The sequence below is a fragment of the Phytoactinopolyspora halophila genome (assembly GCF_003287285.1).
Taxonomy (GTDB): Bacteria; Actinomycetota; Actinomycetes; order Jiangellales; family Jiangellaceae; genus Phytoactinopolyspora_A; species Phytoactinopolyspora_A halophila.
The window spans coordinates 275193-295330 of sequence record NZ_QMIG01000002.1 but is presented as its reverse complement, the minus strand read 5'-3'; the positions used below and the strand labels follow the sequence as shown (position 1 = coordinate 295330).

At 67.6% G+C, this 20138-nt stretch carries 18 protein-coding genes; 7 read left to right on the top strand and 11 right to left on the bottom strand.

What is annotated here, in order from left to right:
• Positions 1 to 4: 4 nt before the first annotated feature.
• The gene (locus tag DPM12_RS03850; RefSeq protein WP_112256936.1) at positions 5 to 2671 is read right to left on the bottom strand and encodes a DEAD/DEAH box helicase; all 2667 of its coding nucleotides are present in this window, start codon (positions 2669 to 2671) and stop codon (positions 5 to 7) included.
• 74 nt (positions 2672 to 2745) lie between these two features.
• Positions 2746 to 3093 carry a hypothetical protein gene (locus DPM12_RS03845; RefSeq protein WP_112256935.1) on the bottom strand — a complete coding sequence of 116 codons (348 nt, stop codon included), beginning with the start codon at positions 3091 to 3093 and terminating at the stop codon, positions 2746 to 2748.
• Positions 3094 to 3148: 55 nt separating this feature from the next.
• Here DPM12_RS03845 and DPM12_RS03840 point away from each other — a divergent pair, with 55 nt between their 5' ends.
• From DPM12_RS03840 to DPM12_RS03830, 3 genes are read left to right on the top strand one after another with little or no spacing between them, the layout of a single operon-like run.
• Positions 3149 to 3853: a copper homeostasis protein CutC gene (locus DPM12_RS03840; RefSeq protein WP_245951195.1), complete on the top strand. Its 705-nt coding sequence runs from the start codon at positions 3149 to 3151 to the stop codon at positions 3851 to 3853.
• Positions 3850 to 4107 (top strand): DUF4031 domain-containing protein, encoded by a 258-nt coding sequence (locus tag DPM12_RS03835; protein WP_112256934.1) that lies wholly within the window; start codon positions 3850 to 3852, stop codon positions 4105 to 4107. The genes DPM12_RS03840 and DPM12_RS03835 overlap by 4 nt, the downstream gene beginning before the upstream one ends.
• A gap of 4 nt (positions 4108 to 4111) precedes the next feature.
• On the top strand, positions 4112 to 5263 hold the full coding sequence (locus DPM12_RS03830; protein ID WP_158542722.1) for an acyltransferase family protein: 1152 nt from the start codon (positions 4112 to 4114) through the stop codon (positions 5261 to 5263).
• Here the strand turns inward: DPM12_RS03830 and DPM12_RS03825 are convergent.
• Complete coding sequence (locus tag DPM12_RS03825; protein WP_211658365.1) at positions 5260 to 5892, bottom strand: HD domain-containing protein; 633 nt, start codon at positions 5890 to 5892, stop codon at positions 5260 to 5262. The two genes, DPM12_RS03830 and DPM12_RS03825, sit on opposite strands and share 4 nt — an antisense overlap.
• A 130-nt stretch (positions 5893 to 6022) precedes the next feature.
• Here DPM12_RS03825 and DPM12_RS03820 point away from each other — a divergent pair, with 130 nt between their 5' ends.
• Complete coding sequence (locus DPM12_RS03820; RefSeq protein WP_112256931.1) at positions 6023 to 6286, top strand: hypothetical protein; 264 nt, start codon at positions 6023 to 6025, stop codon at positions 6284 to 6286.
• A gap of 30 nt (positions 6287 to 6316) precedes the next feature.
• Here DPM12_RS03820 and DPM12_RS03815 read toward each other — a convergent pair whose 3' ends face one another.
• Positions 6317 to 7000: an iron-dependent transcriptional repressor DtxR gene (locus tag DPM12_RS03815; protein ID WP_112256930.1), complete on the bottom strand. Its 684-nt coding sequence runs from the start codon at positions 6998 to 7000 to the stop codon at positions 6317 to 6319.
• Positions 7001 to 7089: 89 nt separating this feature from the next.
• Positions 7090 to 8220: an N-acetylglucosamine-6-phosphate deacetylase gene (gene nagA, locus DPM12_RS03810; RefSeq protein ID WP_112256929.1), complete on the bottom strand. Its 1131-nt coding sequence runs from the start codon at positions 8218 to 8220 to the stop codon at positions 7090 to 7092.
• 64 nt (positions 8221 to 8284) lie between these two features.
• Here nagA and DPM12_RS03805 point away from each other — a divergent pair, with 64 nt between their 5' ends.
• Positions 8285 to 8971 carry a hypothetical protein gene (locus DPM12_RS03805; protein WP_211658363.1) on the top strand — a complete coding sequence of 229 codons (687 nt, stop codon included), beginning with the start codon at positions 8285 to 8287 and terminating at the stop codon, positions 8969 to 8971.
• Between the two features lie 347 nt (positions 8972 to 9318).
• Here DPM12_RS03805 and pdxH read toward each other — a convergent pair whose 3' ends face one another.
• A complete protein-coding gene (pdxH, locus tag DPM12_RS03800; protein WP_211658361.1) occupies positions 9319 to 9981 on the bottom strand; it encodes a pyridoxamine 5'-phosphate oxidase in 663 nt (220 codons plus the stop codon).
• Between the two features lie 225 nt (positions 9982 to 10206).
• Between pdxH and DPM12_RS03795 the strand changes: the two genes are divergently transcribed.
• Both DPM12_RS03795 and serC read left to right on the top strand, forming a co-directional pair.
• Positions 10207 to 11313, top strand: a complete 1107-nt coding sequence (locus tag DPM12_RS03795) for a citrate synthase 2 (RefSeq protein ID WP_112256926.1) — start codon at positions 10207 to 10209, stop codon at positions 11311 to 11313.
• A 76-nt stretch (positions 11314 to 11389) separates the two neighbouring features.
• Positions 11390 to 12514 (top strand): phosphoserine transaminase, encoded by a 1125-nt coding sequence (gene serC / locus DPM12_RS03790; RefSeq protein ID WP_112257139.1) that lies wholly within the window; start codon positions 11390 to 11392, stop codon positions 12512 to 12514.
• Positions 12515 to 13256: 742 nt separating this feature from the next.
• Here the strand turns inward: serC and thpR are convergent.
• From thpR to DPM12_RS03765, 5 genes are all read right to left on the bottom strand, one after another.
• On the bottom strand, positions 13257 to 13802 hold the full coding sequence (thpR, locus tag DPM12_RS03785; RefSeq protein WP_112256925.1) for an RNA 2',3'-cyclic phosphodiesterase: 546 nt from the start codon (positions 13800 to 13802) through the stop codon (positions 13257 to 13259).
• Positions 13803 to 13840: 38 nt separating this feature from the next.
• Positions 13841 to 15151: an MFS transporter gene (locus DPM12_RS03780; RefSeq protein ID WP_211658359.1), complete on the bottom strand. Its 1311-nt coding sequence runs from the start codon at positions 15149 to 15151 to the stop codon at positions 13841 to 13843.
• A gap of 5 nt (positions 15152 to 15156) precedes the next feature.
• The gene (locus DPM12_RS03775; RefSeq protein ID WP_211658358.1) at positions 15157 to 15636 is read right to left on the bottom strand and encodes a MarR family winged helix-turn-helix transcriptional regulator; all 480 of its coding nucleotides are present in this window, start codon (positions 15634 to 15636) and stop codon (positions 15157 to 15159) included.
• An 83-nt stretch (positions 15637 to 15719) separates the two neighbouring features.
• Positions 15720 to 16895: a DUF2530 domain-containing protein gene (locus DPM12_RS03770; RefSeq protein ID WP_112256923.1), complete on the bottom strand. Its 1176-nt coding sequence runs from the start codon at positions 16893 to 16895 to the stop codon at positions 15720 to 15722.
• A gap of 73 nt (positions 16896 to 16968) precedes the next feature.
• A complete protein-coding gene (locus tag DPM12_RS03765) occupies positions 16969 to 20130 on the bottom strand; it encodes a sacsin N-terminal ATP-binding-like domain-containing protein (RefSeq protein ID WP_112256922.1) in 3162 nt (1053 codons plus the stop codon).
• Positions 20131 to 20138: the final 8 nt, after the last annotated feature.

Sequence of the window (20138 nt, the reverse complement as noted above, 5' to 3'; positions counted from 1 at the left end):
CGATCTAGCTCTGATGGAGCTGGACGAGCTCGACCAGCTCGGCATCCGAGAGCTCGCTCAGCGCCGCCTCGCCCGAGGCGAGCACCGCGTCGGCGAGTTCGCGCTTGTGCCGCATCAGCGTGGTAATGCGGTCCTCGACGGTGCCTTCGGCGATCAGCCGGTGCACGTGGACAGACCGATCCTGGCCGATTCGATATGCCCGGTCAGTGGCCTGCTCCTCGACCGCCGGATTCCACCAGCGGTCGTAGTGGACCACGTGGCCGGCGCGGGTGAGGTTCAATCCGGTACCGGCTGCCTTGAGGGAGAGCACGAAAACCGGCGTCTCGGCGGGTGGGCTTTCCTGGAACCTGCGGACCATCTCCTCTCGCTGCTCCACCGGCGTTCCGCCATGCAGCACCTGGACCGGTACACCCCGCTGCGCGAAGTGCTCTTCCAGCAGCCGGGCCATGGCCACGTACTGGGTGAACACCAGCACCGCGTCGTCGCTGGCGGTGATGTTCGTGATGAGTTCGTCCAGCAGATCGAGCTTTCCCGACCGCCCGGCGGCACCCAACGGCTGCTTCTGATACTGGGCGGGATGGTTGCAGATCTGCTTCAGGGCAGTCAGCAGCGCCAGGATCAGCCCGCGGCGTTCCATCCCGCGGCTGGACCTGATCCGCTCCATGGTTTCCCGTGTCACCCGGTCGTAAAGCGCTACCTGTTCGGCGGAGAGCGGGAACGGCCGGTCGGTCTCGATCTTCGACGGCAGCTCCGGCGCGATGCCGGGGTCCGACTTCCGCCGGCGCAGCAGGAACGGTCCGACCAGCCGGTTCAGCTGCTTCGTCGCCTCGTCGGCGGCGCGGCGGCGTTCGGGCTCGAGGCGGCCCGACTCTATCGGGTCGGCCCAGCGGCGGCGGAACGCCGCATGCGAGCCGAGCAGCCCCGGTGTCGCCCAGTCGAGAATCGCCCACAGTTCCGAGAGATTGTTCTCGATCGGCGTGCCGGTGAGTGCGACACGTGCTGGCGCGGGGACGGAACGCATGGCCCGCGCCGTCTTGGACTGCGGATTCTTCATGTGCTGGGCTTCGTCGGCGATGATCATGCTCCACGGCGCCGTCGTGAGGGTAGCGCCGTCGTCGTCATCGTCGTGATCGACGGCATCGGCAACGTCGGAGCGCAGCGTGGCGTACGTGGTGATGACGAAGCCACCGGCAGAATCCTCGAGGTCGCGGGCGAGCCGCCGTCGGGAGCCGTGGTAGCGCCGGACCGGAGTGCCGGGTGCGAAACGTGCGATCTCCCGCTCCCAGTTGCTCATGACTGATGCGGGACAGACCACGAGCGTGGTACCCGCGGTCGACGGATTGCTCTGGCGATGCAGGTGCAGGGCGATGACGGTGATCGTCTTGCCGAGTCCCATGTCGTCGGCGAGACAGGCACCGAGCCCGATCGAGGTCAGCTGGTGCAGCCAGCGCAAGCCACGCAGCTGGTAGTCGCGAAGGGTGGCCGTGAGGCCAGCGGGAGCAACGACACGTTCGGTGCCCGACTCGGGGTCGGACAGCTGCTCGACGAGCACGCGCAGCCATCCTGTCGGGTCGACGGCGACGCGTTCGCCGTCGATCTCCGTGGTTCCGGTGAGAGCCGCCCCGAGCGCCTCGATGGCGTTCACCGCCTTGAGATCGGTCTGGGCTGCCCGCTGTGCTATGCGGGGGTCGACCAGTGTCCAGCGTTCACCCAGCCGTACGAACGGCTGGCGGGCCCGGGCGAGGGCCTCGCGTTCCTCCGTATCGAGCTCGGCGCCCCCGAGGCTGAATCGCCAGCCCATGTGCAGCGTCTCGGACGGGTCCAGGAGGGCGGGAGCTGGCCCGGCGCCGGGCTGGCCGGGGTCCGGCGCCAGCGGGCCGGCACTCGGGATGACGGCCGTCGCGGTCAGGTCGGCGCCGAGCTCGACCGGCCATGCGACCTCGACGCCGATGTCGGCCAGGCGCTCGGCCCCTCCACCGAGAAGGTCGGCCATCTCGTCGTCGTCGAGGAGCAGCTGTCCGGGAACGGGCTGGCGCAGGAGACGGTTCAAGGGCTGCCATGCGGAGGCTGCGCGTCGCAGCGCGAGCATCGTGGCGGCCCGCGCCCCGAGCCCGAACTGGTCCGTGTGTTCCCAGAGATCCGCCGCGTCGGCGGCGCGCTCCGGATCGGCGACGCTGCGGGTGTGGACGATCGCGAGGAACCGCCCGTCCGGTTCGTCACGTTCGAGGGCGGCGAGACCGCCAGGAAGCTCGATCCGAAGCGAGACCGTCACACCTGCGGCCATGTCCGGATTCGCCAGATAGTCGGCGACGGCGTCCAGGTAGGCACGCACGTCGGTGATTCCCGGGGGCGCGCTGGATTCCAGGTCGTGGAGCCGTTGCAACTCGGCGGGAGACAGTTCGGCGAGCCGCCACGCGACGTCACCGGCGCCGGTCACGTATGGCTCGATCCGACGCTGTTTGACCAGCGTGAGAGCCGTCAAGGTGGCGGCCCGCCAGAACTCCGCTACCGGGTGTGCGGGCCGTGCCACCGAGCACAGCGCGGGCACGGCCTCGGCAAGGGACCATTCGGAATGACTGCCGGACTCGGGAGCTGACGGGACGAAACGCCCGCTTCGTGGTGGGTCATGGGATTGAAAGGTAACTGACGAGCGAAGGAGCTCCGTCTCCACCGATGACCTCCAGGGGCTGGTCTGGCTGGCAGGAAGGAGCTAACAATGCCAGCGACCGGAGTATTCCCGGAGCGTCAGGTGAGAGAGCCCAGCGGTGCGACCGTGATACCGGCCTTCTCGCAGATCCATCGCGGTTCGGGGCCGAGTTCGGGCTCGATCCGCAACTCGTGCTGCTGCGTCTCGTCACACGACGTGCATCGCGGCCAGCGGCCCAGGCCCGCGTCGAGCATCCGGTCTTGCACGTCTTGTGCCACCTGGCCGTCGACGTAATCGGAGCCCTCGGGCCATTGCTCGATCCACCAGCGCCGCTCGCTCAGTACTTCGTCGAGGATGTCGACTGCCCGTGCGGTGTCCACACCATGGCTGGTCATGTCGCGTAGGACGCGAGCGCGGGCGGCTAGCAAGACGTTGTCGTTGGTCACATCCCCCGATATTGCCACCTTCTCTGCATGTGATCGACCTGGCACACTGTGCACTGTGGTGCGGCCATTGCTTGAAGTCATCGCTCTGGGGCCTGGAGATGCAGCAGGAGCGGTCGAAGGTGGTGCGGATCGGCTCGAAGTCGCGGCCGACATGGACGCCGACGGCCTGACGCCGTCGGTGCAGACCGTACGTGATCTGAAACGGGAATGTAATCTTCCGCTGCGAGTCATGCTGCGGGCCAACGACGGCTTCGCCACGAGCGGATCGGAGCTGAGTCGCTTGATGGGAGCGGCACACCAGCTCTACGCGGCAGGGGCCGACGGTTTCGTGCTCGGTTTCCTGAACCCTTCCGTTGAGGTGGACGTCGAGGCGATGACCACGTTGATAGACGAACTGAGCGGGGCGCCATGGACGTTTCATCGGGCCATCGACCACACTCTGGATCACGACCGGGCGTGGGACGTCGTGGCATTGCTGCCGGGCGTCGACACGGTCCTGACGGCGGGTTCCGTACGTGGTGTCAAAGATGGGCTGGATGAGCTGTGCCAGAGGGCAGCGGACTCGCCGGTGGTCGCCGAGCTGATGATGGCGGGCGGTGGTCTGGCTCCAGAACACGTGCCGTGGCTCGCGCGCGCCGGTGTTCGCAAGTATCACATCGGCAGTGCGGCGCGTCCCGACCGAACGTGGAAGGCTTACGTCGACGCGCGCCTCGTACGCTCCTGGCGGACGCTCATCGATGATACGGTGGCGGGGCTGTGATTTTGATCGATCGGCCTATCTGGCCTGCTCACGGCCGCTTCTGGTCGCACTTGATATCGGACGAGTCCTACGCGGAGTTGCACGCGTTCGCGGCTCAGCTGGGGCTGCCGGAGCGCGGCTTCGATGGAGATCACTACGATGTTCCGGCGTCGATGTACGAGGCGGCGATCGCGGCGGGAGCGCAACCGGTCAGCGGGCGCGAACTCCTCTCCCGGCTGAATGCGTCCGGCTTGCGTCGTCGCAAGGCACACTGAACGTATGCGCTCTTCCGAGCGGTTTCGAAGCGTCATAGCCCAGGTCGATGAGCGTGTCGACGAGACGCCTGCCGACCGGAACCGGGCCGCCGATTTCCTGCGCGTCGCGGCGATCTGCGTGGTCATCCTGTGGCATTGGGTCTTTTCCATCACCCATCGGCAAGACGGCCAGATCGTCAACCCCAACCCGATCGAGCATGTGGCCGGCGGATGGTTGCTCACCTGGCTGTTTCAGGTCATGCCGATCTTCTTCATCATCGGTGGCTTCGCCAACCTGACCGGATGGGACTCGGTGGTGCGCTCCGGGCAGGGGACGCTCGCCTTCGTGTGGCGGCGGCTGGGCCGGCTCGTTCTTCCGGCGCTCGTGTTCATCCTCGTCTGGGTGATCATCGACGTCATCGCCCGAGTTACGATTCCGGACTACACGGGTGCGCTGAACGTCATGCCGTTGGTGTTCACGCCCCTGTGGTTCCTCGCGGCGTATACGTGGGCCACGCTCATGGTGCCGCTGACCGCCCGTATGCATCGCCGGTTCGGCCCCATGAGCTCGGTGTTTCTGGGCGTCGCGGTGGCCGTCGTCGACGTGGGCAGATTCGCCGGGGATCAGGAATGGCTGGGCTACGTGAACTCGGCGGTGGTGTGGATCTTCGTGCACCAGCTCGGCTACCTGTGGCGGGACGGTTACCTCGACCAGTATTGGCGCCGGTGCGCGCTGGCCGTTGGTGGCTATTCGATCGTCGCACTGGCCACCGTGCACGATGCCTACCCGCGCTCGATGGTCTCCATCCCGGGCGAGCAGGTTAGTCCCATGTGGCCCACTACCGCTGTGATCGCTGCGCTAGCGATCGGCCAGACTGGCCTGATCATGCTGGCGGCTCCGATCCTGAACCGCTGGTTGCAACGGCGAGTGCCGTATCGGCTGGTCGTTCTCCTGGGCGGTGTCCTGCTCACCGTCTTCCTGTGGCACATGACCGCGATGCTCGCCGCCTTCCTGGCAGCCGAAGGGCTCGGGTTCACGCCGGTGAGTGAGCCGACGGCGGAATGGTGGATGCGCCGCCCGTTGTGGCTGATCGCTCCCGTGCCCGTGCTGGCGATCCTGGTCGCGATCTTCGCGCCGATCGAACAGCGGATTCGCCGGGCCCTGTCGCTGAGCTAGCGATCGTGCCCTGTGGACTGGCGGAGGTGGCGGAGCTCGTCGCCGACGTTTCGGCGGGCCGCACCTTCCCAGAGCGCGCGACCCGTCGGCGTGTGAAAGAGCGACTCCTTGTTCAGTAGCTGCGCCAGGACCGCGGCCCTGGCGCGGCGGAACGTGTCCTCGGGCACGTGAGCGTAATCGAGGCGAACGGCCCGCGTGTACGCCTCGTAGCCGTCCGGGTCGGCGCCGAGTACGGACAGATCGGCGTCGCACAGGGCGGCTCCGTCGGCGTCATCGGGCGCGGGATCGTGCCCGATCGTCAGCCGCACCAGGCGGGCCACCTCGTCGGCCTCGGCCCGGGTGAACCCGATCGTCGGGAGGACGTGCGCGGCCAGGGCGGCGCTCGCCCGCTCGTCGTCGCCGGGGTTGCCGTCGTAGACGGCGTCGTGGAACCACGCTGCGAGCTGGACCGTCGACGGTGTTCTGATCTCCTCGGCCAGGAGGTCGAGCGCCTCCAGGATGTTTCGCAGGTGAGCCGTCGAGTGGTAGTGGCGGTGTGGTTGCGACCAGCGCGCCAGCAATTCCCTCCCCCGGCGGCGCGCTGCTGGCGAATCGCCGGCAACGGCACTCCAGCGGCTGAGCAGGTCCATGCGCTCCATTCTCGCTCTGATTTCTGGTGCAATTGAGGGATCGATATATGGGGGTTATCCAGTGAGACTCGTCACCGATCGGGGGAAGTGAGTAGTCTCAAGGGTCACAGAACCTTCATACTCGGACGCTATGAGTGACGTTCAGGAGTTCGGCGAGCCGCTGCCGTCTTCGGATGCGCTGACCACCGTGACCCGGCGGGGCAAGCTGATGCCGGCACGCCGGGGTGGCGTCCTTGAGCTCGAGACCGAAGAAGGACACGTCGAGTTGCTTGGACCGTTCGCGAGCACGGCAGAACTCGGCGACGAGGTCGAGGTGGTGGGCGTTCCGGCACCGGAGCCACAGACCACGGAAAGCGCGCCCGGCATCCTGGTCCAGCACGTTCGCAAACTTTGAGGGTTGATCGGCGGGGAGCGCTCGCGCAGCTCACCCGGTACTGACGAAGACGTGATTCGCGTCCGCCGTGGCCAAATCGACGCTCTCGGTTCCCCAGAGCTGAATGCCGGAATCCTTGGTCGTCGCCCGGACGGTGTAACCGGGCATGATCGAGGCACGCCGGAAATCCGAGAGCAGCTTCTCGTCCACCTGGAGCGGTTCACCGATGTGCCGGATCGTCACGGCCCGGCCGTCCGAGCTGCTGGCGTGGCGAAGTGTCAAGGTACCCGTGCGAGCGGCTTCGATGTGTTCGCCGATGTTGAGCTCGTCGAGGCCGGGGATCGGGTTGCCGTAAGGATCGGTAGACGGCTCGTGGAGGAGATCGACGAGACGTCGTTCGACGGCTTCGGAGACGACGTGTTCCCACCGGCAGGCCTCGTTGTGTACCAGTTCCCAGTCGAGCCCGATGACGTCCACCAGGAGCCGCTCGACGAGCCGGTGCTTGCGCATGACGCGCGTGGCCAGCAGCCGGCCCTTGTCGGTGAGTTCGAGATGTCGGTCCTCGTCGACATGGAGCAGACCGTCCCGCTCCATCCGCGATACCGTCTGGCTGACCGTCGGGCCGGACTGGTGCAAGCGCTCGGCGATCCGCGCGCGCAGGGGCACGATACCCTCTTCCTCAAGCTCGAAGATCGTCTTGAGGTACATTTCCGTGGTGTCGATCAGGTCGCTCACCGGGACCGCTCTCCTTGTTCGTGCCCGCACTTCAGCCCAACCTTATCTCGCCCGGACGCCAGATGGCTCGTGCCTTTCGGCGAGCGCGATCAGGAAGCGACCCAGGTACCCCGCACCATGACTGCCTGGACGGTGAGCTCGTCGTCGAGGAGGACGAGGTCAGCGTCATATCCCTCGGAGATGGCGCCCGTGCGGTGCGCGATGCCGAGGGCCCTCGCCGGCGTGGTCGACGCGGCGTGCACCGCATCGGCGATCGAGAAGTTGGCGCGCGTGACGGCGAATCGGAAGGCCTGATCCATGGTGAGGGTGCTACCGGCGATCGAACCCCCGTCCACGAGGCGGGCGATGCCGTCCTCGACCCGGACGGCGAGATCGCCCAGGACGTAGTCACCATCACCCGCACCGGCGGCCGACATCGCATCGGTAACCAGCGCGATGCGCTCGGCACCGGCGGACCGGTGGACGTGTGCCGCGATGGCCTCGTGCACGTGCGCGCCGTCGAGAATGAGCTCGACGGTGACGCGTGGGTCATCGAGGAGCGCGACGATCGGCCCGGGATTGCGGTGATGGACGGGCGCCATGGCGTTGAACAGGTGCGTGGCCACGGTGGCGCCGGCATCTATGGCCTCCCGTGCCACGTCGAACGAGCTGTCGGTGTGGCCGATCGCGGCGATCGCGCCGGTATCGGCGATCTCGCGAACTGCCGCCATGCCTTGATCGAGCTCGGGGGCGAGCGTCACCATCCGGATCCGGCCGCGGCCCGCGTCGAGCAATCGCCGTACCGTCGACGGGTCCGGCGCGGCCAGGGCATGCGGGTCGTGTGCGCCTCGCCGCTGCGGTGATATCCACGGCCCTTCCAGGTGGATGCCGGCAACCAGCCCGTCGTCCACCATGTCGGCGAGCGCATGTACGTCGCGCTCCAGATCGTCCGGGAAGCCCGTCACCAGGCTTGCCATGAGGGTCGTCGTGCCATGCCTGCGATGCGTCTCGGCAAAGGTCCGTACGTCCTCGTGGTCGCCTCCGACGACGCTCGCCCCGCCTCCGCCGTGGCTGTGAATGTCGACGAATCCCGGGACGAGCCACCCGTCGAAGGTCGTATCGGCCGGGTACGGCGGTGCGCCCTGGCCGATCGCGGCGATCCGGCCGTCCTGGATACGCACCCAGCCGCCGTCGAGGGGACCATGGGACGTGACCACCGAGCCACCAGCGATTACGGTCATGGTCTAGACCGTACCGTCTCGGCGCTGCCCGTGCACCAGGCCTTGATCGGCTACCGTCATGGACATGAGGCTGAGCATCGACCGGCGCTTTCGCGGACCGGTCTCATCGGGCAACGGTGGCTACGTCTGCGGTCTCGTCGCGGCGCACATGCAGGCCCCGGTCGTGGAGGTGACGCTGCGCAAACCACCACCGCTGGAGGTGCCGCTGGAGATCGTGCCGGGCGACGGCGGGGCGCGGCTCGTCGAGGGTGACGAGACGGTCGCTGAGGGCGTGCCGGCCCCGTCGGCGATGGAGGGTTCCGTCGCGGTGCCGCCCGTCGACGTCGCCGAGGCGCGTGCCGCGTCGGCGGCATACCCGGGCCTGGCCGAGCACCCCTTCCCGGAGTGTTTCGTCTGTGGTCCCCTCCGGGAGGCGGGCGACGGCATGCGGCTGTTTCCGGGTCGGCTGGACGGCGAACGCACCGCGTGTCTCTGGACGGTCTCCGAGGACGACGCCGGTGACGTGCGCCGGGTGTGGGCCGGACTCGATTGCCCGGGTGGATGGACCGCGCCGATCGAGGGGCGGCCCATGGTGCTGGGCCGGATGGCCGCCCGGATCGAGGCAACGCCGAGTGCCGGCGAGGTGTGCGTCGTCATGGGACAGCTCCTCGGCGGTGAAGGCCGAAAGACCTGGACGGCCACCACCATCTACTCCGCGGGTGGCCACGAGCTTGGCCGGGCGCTGGCCACCTGGATCACCCTGCCGACGTGAACTCCGTGCGGATAATCCATTGCCCCGCCGGATATGTCGCGTCTACTGTGTCGAGTACACGGGAAAGGAGGTGGTCCAGCAGATGAATAGCTCTTGGACACGTGAGGTGGCTGCTCGCTAGCAGCGTGCCCGAATCGAGGACCTAGGTGGCCTCGTTCTGTCGGCAGGTGTGCTGGCAATACGGAGTAGTCACCCGGCCCGTGGGCTCCGGGGTCAGTCCGCCCCGGCCGTGCCTCGTGCACGGAAGCGGCCCACGGGCTGTCTTCGTCCGGGAGGAATGGCTGCCGAGGGCACAACGTCCGGGACGGCCAGCAATCCGGGACGGCCAGCAACGCGATGGACGAGACTCACGGTGCCAGCCGCTCGATCGTCCACGCATCCGTCTGATCATCTGGCAGTCCGGCACCGGCGCGCCGGTACCGCAGACGATCGTGCAGGCGGCCCGGGCCACCCTGCCAGAATTCGACAGTGTCCGGCACGACACGATACCCGCCCCAGAAGTCGGGCAATGGAAGATCGTGCGGATACTTCGCGGCCACGGCGGCCGCGGACGCCTCCAAGTCCGCACGCGAATCGATGACGGCCGATTGCGCGCTGGCCCATGCGCCGATCTGCGATTCGCGCGGGCGCGTCACCCAGTACGCCCGGCTCTCCTCCCGGCTGACCGGTGCGGCCGTTCCACACGCCACGACCTGCCGTTCCATCGGAAACCAGGGAAAGCATAGGGAGACTCGTGGATTCTCGTGGATCTCCGACACTTTTCGAGACTCGTGGTTGGTGAAGAAGACGAATCCTTCGGAATCCAGTTCCTTGAGCAGCACGTGGCGGGCGCTCGGCGTGCCGTCTGCCGTCGCGGTCGCCAGCACCATCGCATTCGGTTCGCTCAGCCCGGCCGTGACGGCATCGTGCAGCCACGCGCGGAATTGCGTGAAGGGTTCGTCGGCCAGATCTTGTTCCAGCAGGCGGGTCGATGCATATCGACGTCGCAGGCGGCCCAGCGTGTTCGTCACATGCACACTCTGACAGGCGTTCCCTATCCGTGTCGTGGGCATGCCGGGAAAGTCGGCACGTCAGGGGATGCCTAGCATGAAGTATCAATGAATTGTGGGAAAACACACATTATGTACATCTCAACTTGTCACTCCTCACTATCTCCGGGGCATGATGGAAACTCGGTCTGGTGGGTATTCGTCCCGTTCGCCGGCGCGGCGCGGGACTGACACGAAGGAGTGCACATGTCGGAGGTCCAGCACGGTCTCGAAGGTGTCATCGCGTTCGAGACCGAGATCGCTGAGCCGGACAAGGAAGGAGGCGCTCTTCGGTACCGCGGTGTCGACATCGACGATCTCGTCGGCAGGGTGCCCTTCGAGCGAGTATGGGGGCTACTCGTTGACGGCCGTTTCGATCCGGGCCTGCCACCAGACGAGCCGTTCCGTGTCCCGATGCGCACCGGCGATGTGCGCGTCGACGTCCAGAGCGGGTTGGCTATGCTGGCGCCGACCTGGGGCCTTCAGCCCCTCCTGGACGTTTCCGCCGAGGAGGCGCGTGATCAGCTCGCCCGGGTGACGGCCACAGCGCTCTCGTTCGTGGCACAGTCGGCTCGCGGCATCGAGTTGCCGATGGTGCCGGAGAAACGTGTCGACGAAGCGAACGGGATCGTCGACCGGTTCATGACCCGGTGGCGGGGCGACCCCGATCCCCAGCATGTCGCGGCTGTCGATGCCTATTTCAGCTCCGCAGCCGAACACGGCATGAACGCGTCGACGTTCACTGGCAGGGTCGTGGCCTCGACGGGGGCCGACGCCGCGGCATCGATGTCCGCGGCCGTGGGAGCCATGAGCGGTCCCCTGCACGGTGGCGCGCCATCGCGGGTGCTCGCCATGATCGAAGAGATCGAACGGATCGGCGACGCTACGGCATACGTCAAGGGTGTCCTCGATCGCGGGGAGCGCCTGATGGGTTTCGGACATCGCGTCTACCGTGCCGAAGATCCGCGTGCGCGAACCCTCCGGCGGGTCGCGCGGGAGCTGGGCGCGCCCCGATACGAGGTCGCCGAGGCGTTCGAGAAGGCGGCGCTGGCCGAGCTCGCGGCCCGCCGTCCGGACCGGGTGCTCGCGACCAACGTCGAGTTCTGGGCCGCGATCATCCTGGACTTCGCGGAGATTCCCGCCTCGATGTTCACGTCGATGTTCACGTGTGCCCGCACGGCCGGCTGGAGCGCACACATCCTGGAGCAAAAGAAGACTGGCCGGCTGGTTCGGCCTTCGGCAAAGTACAGCGGGCCCGGTCCGCGGGAAGCCGCCGCGGTCGACGGATGGAACCCGGACTGGGCTGTGAAGTGAACATACGGCACAATGGCTGAACGACAGCGTGGTCACACATCAGCACATCGCCCGGATAGCAACCGGAGAGGATCGGATGACCACCGCACTGCAGATTCCTGAACATCTCAAGCCCGCAGACGGCCGCTTCGGCTCGGGACCGAGCAAGGTTCGCCGGGAAGCGCTGACCGCCCTGGCCGAGCAAGGCGGCCAGGTGCTGGGCACATCGCATCGTCAGGCCGCGGTGAAGGACCTGGTGAGTCGAGTACGGCAGGGTGTCGCCGCCCTGTTCGATCTTCCTGACGGCTACGAGGTCGTCATCGGCAACGGCGGTTCCACCGCCTTCTGGGACATCGCCGCGTTCGGTTTGGTGCGTCGTAAGGCGCAGCACCTGTCCTTCGGCGAGTTCTCGTCGAAGTTCGCAGCCGTGACGGCGAAGGCTCCCTGGCTGGATGAATCGCAGGTCATCAAGGGAGAGCCGGGAACACTCCCGGTGCCGCAAGCGGACCAGAGCGTGGATGTCTATGCGTGGCCGCACAACGAGACGTCCACGGGTGTGATGGCACCGGTGCAGCGAGTCGAGGGTGCCGAAGATGCCCTGGTGCTGGTCGACGCCACGAGTGGAGCCGGAGGACTTCCGGTCGATCTGACCCAGTCCGACGTCTACTACTTCGCGCCGCAGAAGAATTTCGCGTCGGATGGCGGGCTGTGGCTGGCCGTGTTCTCGCCTGCCGCGCTCGCTCGCGTGGACGAGATCGCCTCCTCGGATCGTTACATCCCGACGTTCTTCGATCTTCCGACCGCGATCGACAACTCGCGCAAGGATCAGACGTACAACACTCCGGCAGTGGCGACCCTGTTCCTGCTCGCCGAGCAGCTCGATTGGCTGAACGGCAACGGCGGTCTCGATTTCGCGGTCGGGCGTACGGCCGATTCGGCGGGCAGGCTCTATGCCTGGGCCGAGAAGACGTCGTACACCTGGCCATACGTCACTGACCCGGGGGCGCGTTCGCAGGTCATCGGGACGATCGACTTTGATGAATCGATCGACGCTGCGGCGATCGCGAAGACGCTGCGTGCCAACGGCATCGTCGATGTCGAGCCCTATCGCAAGCTGGGTCGTAATCAGCTCCGGGTCGGGATGTTCCCCGCTGTCGAGCCCGCGGATGTTGAGGCATTGACGGTGTGCATCGACTGGATCGTCGAGCGAATCGGTGATTGATCGGGGGTAGGGGGTCGCTTTGCGTCCCTGTCCCACACTCGCTCAAGAAAAGTGGGGTCCGGATAGTTTCGTCCGGACCCCACTTTCTTCATATGTGGAAGTCTCCCGCTTCACCAGAGAGTCCTGTCATGGTGGAGCGGGAGAAGCCGTTGTGAGCGGGCAATTCCGCTGGAGGCCGCTGGAGAGGGCGCCCAGCCGCGCGAGAGCCGCAGCGGCTGGGCGTCAACCCCGGATGCCTCCGAATGGAGGGGCTCGCGATATCCCCCGTCGTGCTCGCTTATGAAGAGCATAAACCCGCGATTGCGGGTGACACGATCGTCCGTTCGGCCATTCTCGGCTAGACCGGACGATGATTGACTATCGCCTTTTCGCGTTGTCGGTGCCACAGGTAGTGGTTTTCCGCCCGCCCTTTCCGGCCCGCATTCCAGCCGGGCGTCAGGTGAGCTCAAGGGTCGGCGCACGGCCGGGAGCTGTCTGGTGGTGCATTCCAACGACGGCTGCGCCCTGGTGCAGGCGCGTCGTGGAGCGACGCTTGTGACATGCTCGCTGGTACAGGCATCGGCGTTCTCGGGAGAAGCGGGCACGTAGGAGACGAGCGTGAAACGAAAGAGCACCCGGCGAATCGTTGGGATCGTTCTCATCCTGATGGTTGCCGTGGTGGTCATCGCGTCGATCGGCTGATGGAGGTGCTGAGGACGGCCCAGCACATGACACGATGACCAGACCGTGGTGTCGCTGGGGTTCAGGCGCCCAGCGGGAAGCGAGCGATCGTTTCGTAGCGGGGGTGGCCCTCGGATCCCTCGCCGAGGTGGGATTGGATCAGGGCTGCTTCCTCGGCCTCCCACGGAGGCCCGGAATAGTCGGCCAGGGATGACACATAGGGGCGGAGGTCCGCTCGCCGGGCGGCACGCGCGATGGTCACATGTGGCCGGAACGTGCGTTTGGGATGCTGTGGTATTCCACAGCGCCGGCCTGCGGAGACCATGGACGATGCGAGCCGGCCGAGGGGGCGGCGCTCGCCGTGGACACCGATCCACAGCACGCTGCGCGAGAACCGGCCCGATCCGGCGAGTTGGAGTTCCATCGGCGCGTACCGGCGTGCGGCCCGGGTGAGGCGCTCGACCAGTTTGGGGACCACGGCTTCCTCGACATCGCCATAGAACGCGAGTGTCACGTGCCATGCCGTCGTGTCCGTCCAGCGCAGGTGATCATCGCGGACACGTTGGACCGCAGCGGCCAAGTGGGTGATGGCCGCCGACGGCGGGACGATCGCGGTGAAGAGTCTCACGAGTCAACTTCGTCGATGGAAGGTACCAACCCTCGATATCAGGCTGCGCGCGGTTTCGCATCCTCCTGCGGTGTGCGATCCGGTGGCCGGCGGACGGGCATGTTGACGATTACGTCCACGCCCGGACGGGGCCGGATGTGCGGCCGGAGCCTGACACCGCTGCGAGGTGCGAAGAGCGCGAGGGCGAGTATGGCGAACGTCACGGTGAGAGTGCCGCCGCCGATGAAGGACCACGGTGCGCCGAAGACGTCGGCCACCCAGCCCACGACCGGCGCTCCGAGCGGCTTTCCTCCCATGAGGACCATCATGTACAGGGCCAGGACCCGCCCGCGGACCTCCTGGGCAACAGTCATTTGCACGTAGGTGTTCGCCGCGATGAGCACGGTCATGGTGATCAGGCCCAACGGAATGAGCGCTGCGGCGAACAGGAAGTAATTCGGCATGAACGCGGCCCCGACCTGCAGCGTTCCGAACACGGTCGCGCCACCCAGGATGAGTCGGCGCCGTGGGTGTTTGCGGCGTGCGGCCAGGAGAGCCCCGGAGAGCGTTCCGACGGCGAGCAGCGAGCCGAGGGCGCCGTACTCGCCGGCGCCCTTGCCATAGACCTCGGTGGCCATGAGCGCCATCGTCATCTCGAAGTTCATGCCGAACGTGCCAAGCCCGAAGATGGCCAGCATGACCATGAGCAGATCCGGTCGGGACCGGACGACGCTGACGCCTTCGCGGAGCCGGCCGAGAGCCGTCCCCGTGTCGTCGTGGCCGGCGGCTCTCTCCGGCCGGAAACGCAGCAAGGACAAGGCGATGATCGGGGAGGCGAACGTCGCGGCATTGATCATGAAGACCCAGCCGGTCCCCAGCAGGCTGATGAGCAGCCCCGCCACGGCCGGTCCGATGAGCCGTGCGGTGTTGAACGATGTGCTGTTCAGGGCGATGGCGTTGGGGAGGTCGTCCTTGCCGACCAGTTCGGAGACGAATGCCTGACGCGCCGGGTTGTCGAGGGCCTTGGCGGCTCCCAGCAGGAACGCGAGCACGTAGACATGCCAGATCTCGGCGACGCCGGTGAGCGTGAGGATGCCGAGCCCGAGCCCGACACTGCCGAGGAAGGCGTTGGTGAACATCAGCAGCTGCCGCTTGGGCAGCCGGTCGGCCAGGAGACCACCGAATGGCACGACGAGGAGGAAAGGGGCGAACTGGAGTCCCATCGTGATACCCGTTGCCCGAGCTCCCCCATCGAGGACGACGAGTACGAGCCAGAGCTGCGCGACTTGCTGCATCCAGGTGCCGATGTTGGACACCAGCATGCCCGACCAGTACAGCCGGTAGTCGCGATGACGTAGGGAGCGGAACATGGATCTCACGAGCGACTCAGCTTCTCCAATATCGGTAGTACGTCACGTAGCTGTTTCCGTTCGTCGGGGGTAAGGTCACGAAGCCGATGCGCGAGCCACGCATCTCGGCGTTTACGGTCCGCGGCGGTGCGGCCGAGTCCGGCTTCGGTGATGCGTACGACGGCCAGCCGGCGGTCGACCGGATGCGGTTCGCGCACCACGAGGCCGAGCTCCTCCAGTGCCGAGACGATCCGGGTCATCGACGGCGGCCGGACGCGTTCCAGGGCGGCGAGCTCACCAACCGGCATCGGCCCGCGCCGCTCCAACACCCCGAGCGCGGAGAGCTGGTTGAGCGTGAGGGAATCGTCTTCCTTCTCGTTCCTGATACGGCGGTTCAGCCGGCCGATAGCGATCCGCAGCGAGCTGGCCAACCCTGCCTGGGTACGTGGATGCTGCACCTTGAGCTTGCCCAAGGCTTGCTGATTACCAGGCTCTGTCGCTGACACTTTCGTTACTGTAACTTATTACCCTTGCTAAGTTCCAGTCACGTACGTGACAGACGCTCCTGACAGGACGGTTTGGCGAGAGGTCAGGCGCTGTCCGAGTCGCGGCGTGCGCGCCGGCCACGGTAAGGGCGGCCACCGCCGCGGGTCGTGTCGTCGACCTCGGAATCCGCGTCGGAGCGCCTGGCCCGGCGACCGCCAAGCGTGGTGTCGTCGAGCAGCGGCTCGTCGGGATCGGAGAGCCCGGTGGTGGGCTCGGGATCCGGCTGCCTGGGAACATCGGTGTCGATGAGCTCCGACCATATCGAGCCGGGTTCGGATCCTCGGTCCCGTTCGCCGGAGCCCTCGGACGTCGGCGTGTCACCCGTGTCGTCAGGGGGGAACATCTCCGGCACGTCGGCGACGTCGACGCGTCCGGGACGTGCAGGACCCCGGGAACGGCGACGCCGTGGCTGCGCGGGGTGAGCGGGTGGTCCGCCGTTCCCATCCGGCGGATCCGACGGTGGATCCGCCGGTGGTTCGGCCGCTGGCGAGCTCTGGATCGGCCGTGTGGGTGCGCTCGGTGACGTTCCACCCGTGTCCATCGGCGGGTGCGCGTTTCCCGGCGCAGCGGGCGTGTGTGGCACACCGGGAGGGGCTGGCGTACCGGGTGAGGCCGGTGTGTGCGGCGTGCCGGATGGGCCGCCTGTGCCCGGCGGGATCGGTGTGTGGGCTGGAGACGGTGTGTCGGGTGTCTCGGCCGGGTCCGGTTCGGTAGGTGCTCCGGGTATGCGAGAAGACGTGTCGACCGGACCCGGCCCGGCGGTGGCGCCCTGGTTGGTGCCCGGATCCGTGTGGGGATCGCCAGCGCCGGGATAGCGGTTGGTATGGTCGTCCGTCATTCCGGGCGGCTCGGTGCCGTGCGCGGGGGTGGTGCCGTACGCGGGGGTGCCGGTCACGGGGCCGGGCTCGTAGCCGGACTCGGCAGGCAAGGGATCGGGCTCGCCGTCTTCGACCTCGACCTCGTCTTCGTCCTCCGCTTCCGCGATCGCCTCTCGGCGCTTGCGCGTGTACTCGATCCCCAGGAGTCCGGCGCCGACGCCGGCGAGGCAGGTCCAGAGCAGCCAGCCATGACCGGCCTGTTCGAGCCGTGCGCGGTTGAAGGCCAGAACGACGAAAGCGACGGCCCACAGAACGGTGAGGATGGCGACAGTACGGACACCGTCGACGTCCAATGGCTGGACGTCCGATGCTTCTCGGGTCCGACGTCGTCCCTTCCCCATATAGGAAGAGCCTAGTTGGCATCGACGGGAGGCTGCGAACCGATCGGCCGAAAGCTTCGGGGCCGGCAGCGTTTCACCAGGAGTTGGAGTGCCGTTCGGCGCGGTCGGTGAAGGACTCTTCCAGCAGCGCAACGGTCAGTGCCGCTGGATCCTGCAAAACTTGAGCGAGCAGCCATCGCCGTTCCCACGCGCCCGCCATCCAGGCGAGCCCACGCGCGAGACCGTCCAGCGTGGACGCGTGCACCGTGCTGTGGCCGTGCGCCCGGTCGATCCACCAGTCGACCGATTGGCCGGCGACGACGAGATCGTCGTGCTCCACATAGCTGCGTGGCGCTTCGTCGAGGACCGCATGTGTGAGCTCCGGCACGGGCAGCTGCCGGCCGTCGTGGCTGGGCCCGGCGTCGTATCGTTCCTCGGCCAGGTCGATTTCCAAGAGGTCGGCGAGGCGGGGTGGGCCGGGAACGACGGCGGGCAGTTCCAGCTGGAGCCAGTGCGGCTCCGCGCAGACCACGGCATCGCGCGCGTCGACCAGCCGGGTGGTGGCGCCATCCGGGACGCGCAGCCACTGCGGTGGTTCGGCAGTGTCCGGTGACCGCGTGGCGAGCTCGGTGTAGATCTCGACCAGCTGGGTGGAGCTCAGGGAAACGGCCGGGTCGCCAAGGCGTTCCAGCAGTGTGCGAGTGCGAACGTCGGCGAGCGACCGGGCGATTCCGAGCGCTGAAGCGAACGTGGTATCGATCGCCAGGTCGGTGTCGAGTGCCACGGGGCGCAGCAAGGCACGCAGCGTCGGGGTGGCGTCATGGGTGCAGAGTTCGTCCAGCCGCCAGCCCTCCCATCGCGCATGTCGGCGCAACCACCAGGCGCTGTATGGCTCGGCCGCGTGGCGCACGCCGTCGGATGTCACGGCGAACATGGGCTCGACGATGGCCGGACGTGCCTCGGGATCGCTGGCCAGCAAGCCGAGCGCGCGGGCCCAGGACCCATCATGGACGAGATCGAGGTCACGTATCGCCCGGAACGTCGGGATGAGGGGCGGCAGGTCGTCGTCAGGGAGATCGCGCAGCGTGGCCTCGACCCACGTGTCCTCGCCGTCGAGATCGTGCCAGAGCTCCTGATCGAGGGGGACATCGTTCTCCTGCACGACGGCGAAACTCTCCCGCACGCCGACGGCGCGGAGTACCTCACGCCCGTGCCGGTTCACGACGTCGGCATCCACCGTGTACTCGGCGGGTTCGACATCGAGCACGGCCACCAGCGGTGACTCCGGAAGCAGCAACTCGGCTGCGGGGGCCAACGTCTGGGTCGCATCGGGAACGGGCAGCTCGGCCAGCCACGGCTCGTCGGCAGCCGTCAGGTCACCGGCTGCCACGAGCTGGAGGACGGCGTCCGCGAGCTCGCGCGCACGATCGTCGTCGGCGGTGTCGATGGCGGCGCGCACCGATGGATCGCGCAGCACGGACGACGGCGTTGCCGGAACCGCGCCGAGACGGGCCAGCAGCGGATGTACGGCCTCCGGTGCGGCCACGCGGAGCTGGAAGGTGGCGAGAAGGTCCGCGTCCACCTCGCCGGGCAGGAGCACGCCGCGGGGTCCTCGTCCCAGGCGTCCGTCAGCGAGGGGGACGGGTAGCGCCCCGAGCGCCTCCGGATCGGCACCGTCCAACGCGGCGTAGATCTCCCGCCAGCGGGAGGCGGGCAGGTTCACCGTGGCGAGCTCGTCGATCAGGTCGGCCAGCGCGGTGATCGTGGCGCCGAGCCTGGTCAATGGTCCACGTTGCCACCAGCCCGCAGCCGGCAGCCCGGGCACGACGGTGGCCAGCGCGGATGGATCCGCTGCCCGTTCCAGGCCGTCGACCAGCTGTACCTCTGTCGGCCGCAGGCGCCTACCCGCGACGATCTCTGTCTCGCTCCCCGCCTCGCCTGCGCGCGCGGCGGGGACGAACGGGGTGCGCGACAGCGCTTCGCGTACCGAGCGGTGCAGGCTGGCGTCCAGCTCGCTCTCACCTACCGGTCCGGGGACGAGCGCCAGCGCGGACGGTGCCGAGAACGAGGCCACGAGGCGCGCGTACGTCTCACCCACCTGGCTCGCGAGATGGTCGGTCAGCGGTCCGGGCGCGATGCGCCTTCGGGTCGAGTCGAGCGGGAAGGTGCCGACGACAAGTGCTGGAAGGGCGGTGGCATCGTCCGTAGGAGTCGGAGCGTGGACGACCGTCGACGGCGGCCGCTCGCCCTCGGCTGTCCCCTGGGTGCCCGGAAGGCGCGCCGGGTGCTCCCCGTCGTCCACGGGCACCGCGACCGTGACCGACCACTGCGGCCGGGCGCGCTCCTCGACCGGACGGTCGGCGAGTAGCTCCGCCGATGCGCTGCCCGTCGCATGTGCCAGGCGCCATCGCCGCGCACCGACGTGCCGCTCCCAGATTCCACCGGCGTGGTCGAGTACGGTCGCCGAGCTCGCGGTGAGAGTGCGGCGCCCGGTGCCGGACTCGATGACGATCTCGCCAAGGGCGGGAAGGACGAGGAGCAGCGCGTCGTCGATGGCATCGATCAGCCGCCGCGCGGTCGCCACCGCGTCGTCGTCGCGCAGCGGCAGTAGCACCGCCGTGTCGTGAGTATCGAGGATCTGATCGAGTCCGGGGATGTGGACGGCGTCCGGTAGCACGTCGCGCATGCTTTCCCGATCGGTCGCGAACGGCAGCCGGAGCACGGGAACGGCACGCCCGCGCTCGGCGATCTGGGGAGCGAGCTCGGGAAGCTGCGCGACGATGTCGCGGGTGCGGGACCTGGACCAGTACACGACGTCATGCCCAGAGATGATCAGCGGTTCGTCCGTCACGGCCAGGACCGCCGCGAACCCGACCCCGAAGCGCCCGACGGGTTCGGTGGCGGCGTGCTCGCCGTCCTCGTCGTCCTTGTGGCGGTCCCCGCTCGACGGCGCCACGGCGCGCTTGGTCGACGCCCTCAGCGTGGACAGCCCTTCGACCCCCTCGGAGTCCAATGCCGCGCCAGTGTTCGCGGCGAGCAAGGTGGTGCCGTCGAGGCGCAGGAGCAACCGTCCGGGTGTGCCGTGCCGAAGTGCCGCGTCCGCGGCGTTCTGAGCCAGTTCCACGACGAGCCGGTCCCGATAGGCGCCGAGAGCCAGCTCTTCCTCGGCGTTGGCGTCCTCGCGAAATCGAGCCGGCGACGCGGTCCAGGCCGCCAGCACGCGTTCCCGGATCGCCTGCGTGCCCAATGTGTCCACGAGGTCAG

What these genes read in the sequence shown, in the direction of transcription:
- DPM12_RS03825 (WP_211658365.1), bottom strand. Translation starts at nt 5,892, where the DNA reads ATGGACCTGCTCAGCCGCTGGAGTGCCGTTGCCGGCGATTCGCCAGCA.
- serC (WP_112257139.1), top strand. Translation starts at nt 11,390, where the DNA reads ATGACCACCGCACTGCAGATTCCTGAACATCTCAAGCCCGCAGACGGC.
- DPM12_RS03805 (WP_211658363.1), top strand. Translation starts at nt 8,285, where the DNA reads ATGAGGCTGAGCATCGACCGGCGCTTTCGCGGACCGGTCTCATCGGGC.
- DPM12_RS03780 (WP_211658359.1), bottom strand. Translation starts at nt 15,151, where the DNA reads ATGTTCCGCTCCCTACGTCATCGCGACTACCGGCTGTACTGGTCGGGC.
- nagA (WP_112256929.1), bottom strand. Translation starts at nt 8,220, where the DNA reads ATGACCGTAATCGCTGGTGGCTCGGTGGTCACGTCCCATGGTCCCCTC.
- DPM12_RS03820 (WP_112256931.1), top strand. Translation starts at nt 6,023, where the DNA reads ATGAGTGACGTTCAGGAGTTCGGCGAGCCGCTGCCGTCTTCGGATGCG.
- DPM12_RS03770 (WP_112256923.1), bottom strand. Translation starts at nt 16,895, where the DNA reads ATGGGGAAGGGACGACGTCGGACCCGAGAAGCATCGGACGTCCAGCCA.
- DPM12_RS03830 (WP_158542722.1), top strand. Translation starts at nt 4,112, where the DNA reads ATGCGCTCTTCCGAGCGGTTTCGAAGCGTCATAGCCCAGGTCGATGAG.
- DPM12_RS03795 (WP_112256926.1), top strand. Translation starts at nt 10,207, where the DNA reads ATGTCGGAGGTCCAGCACGGTCTCGAAGGTGTCATCGCGTTCGAGACC.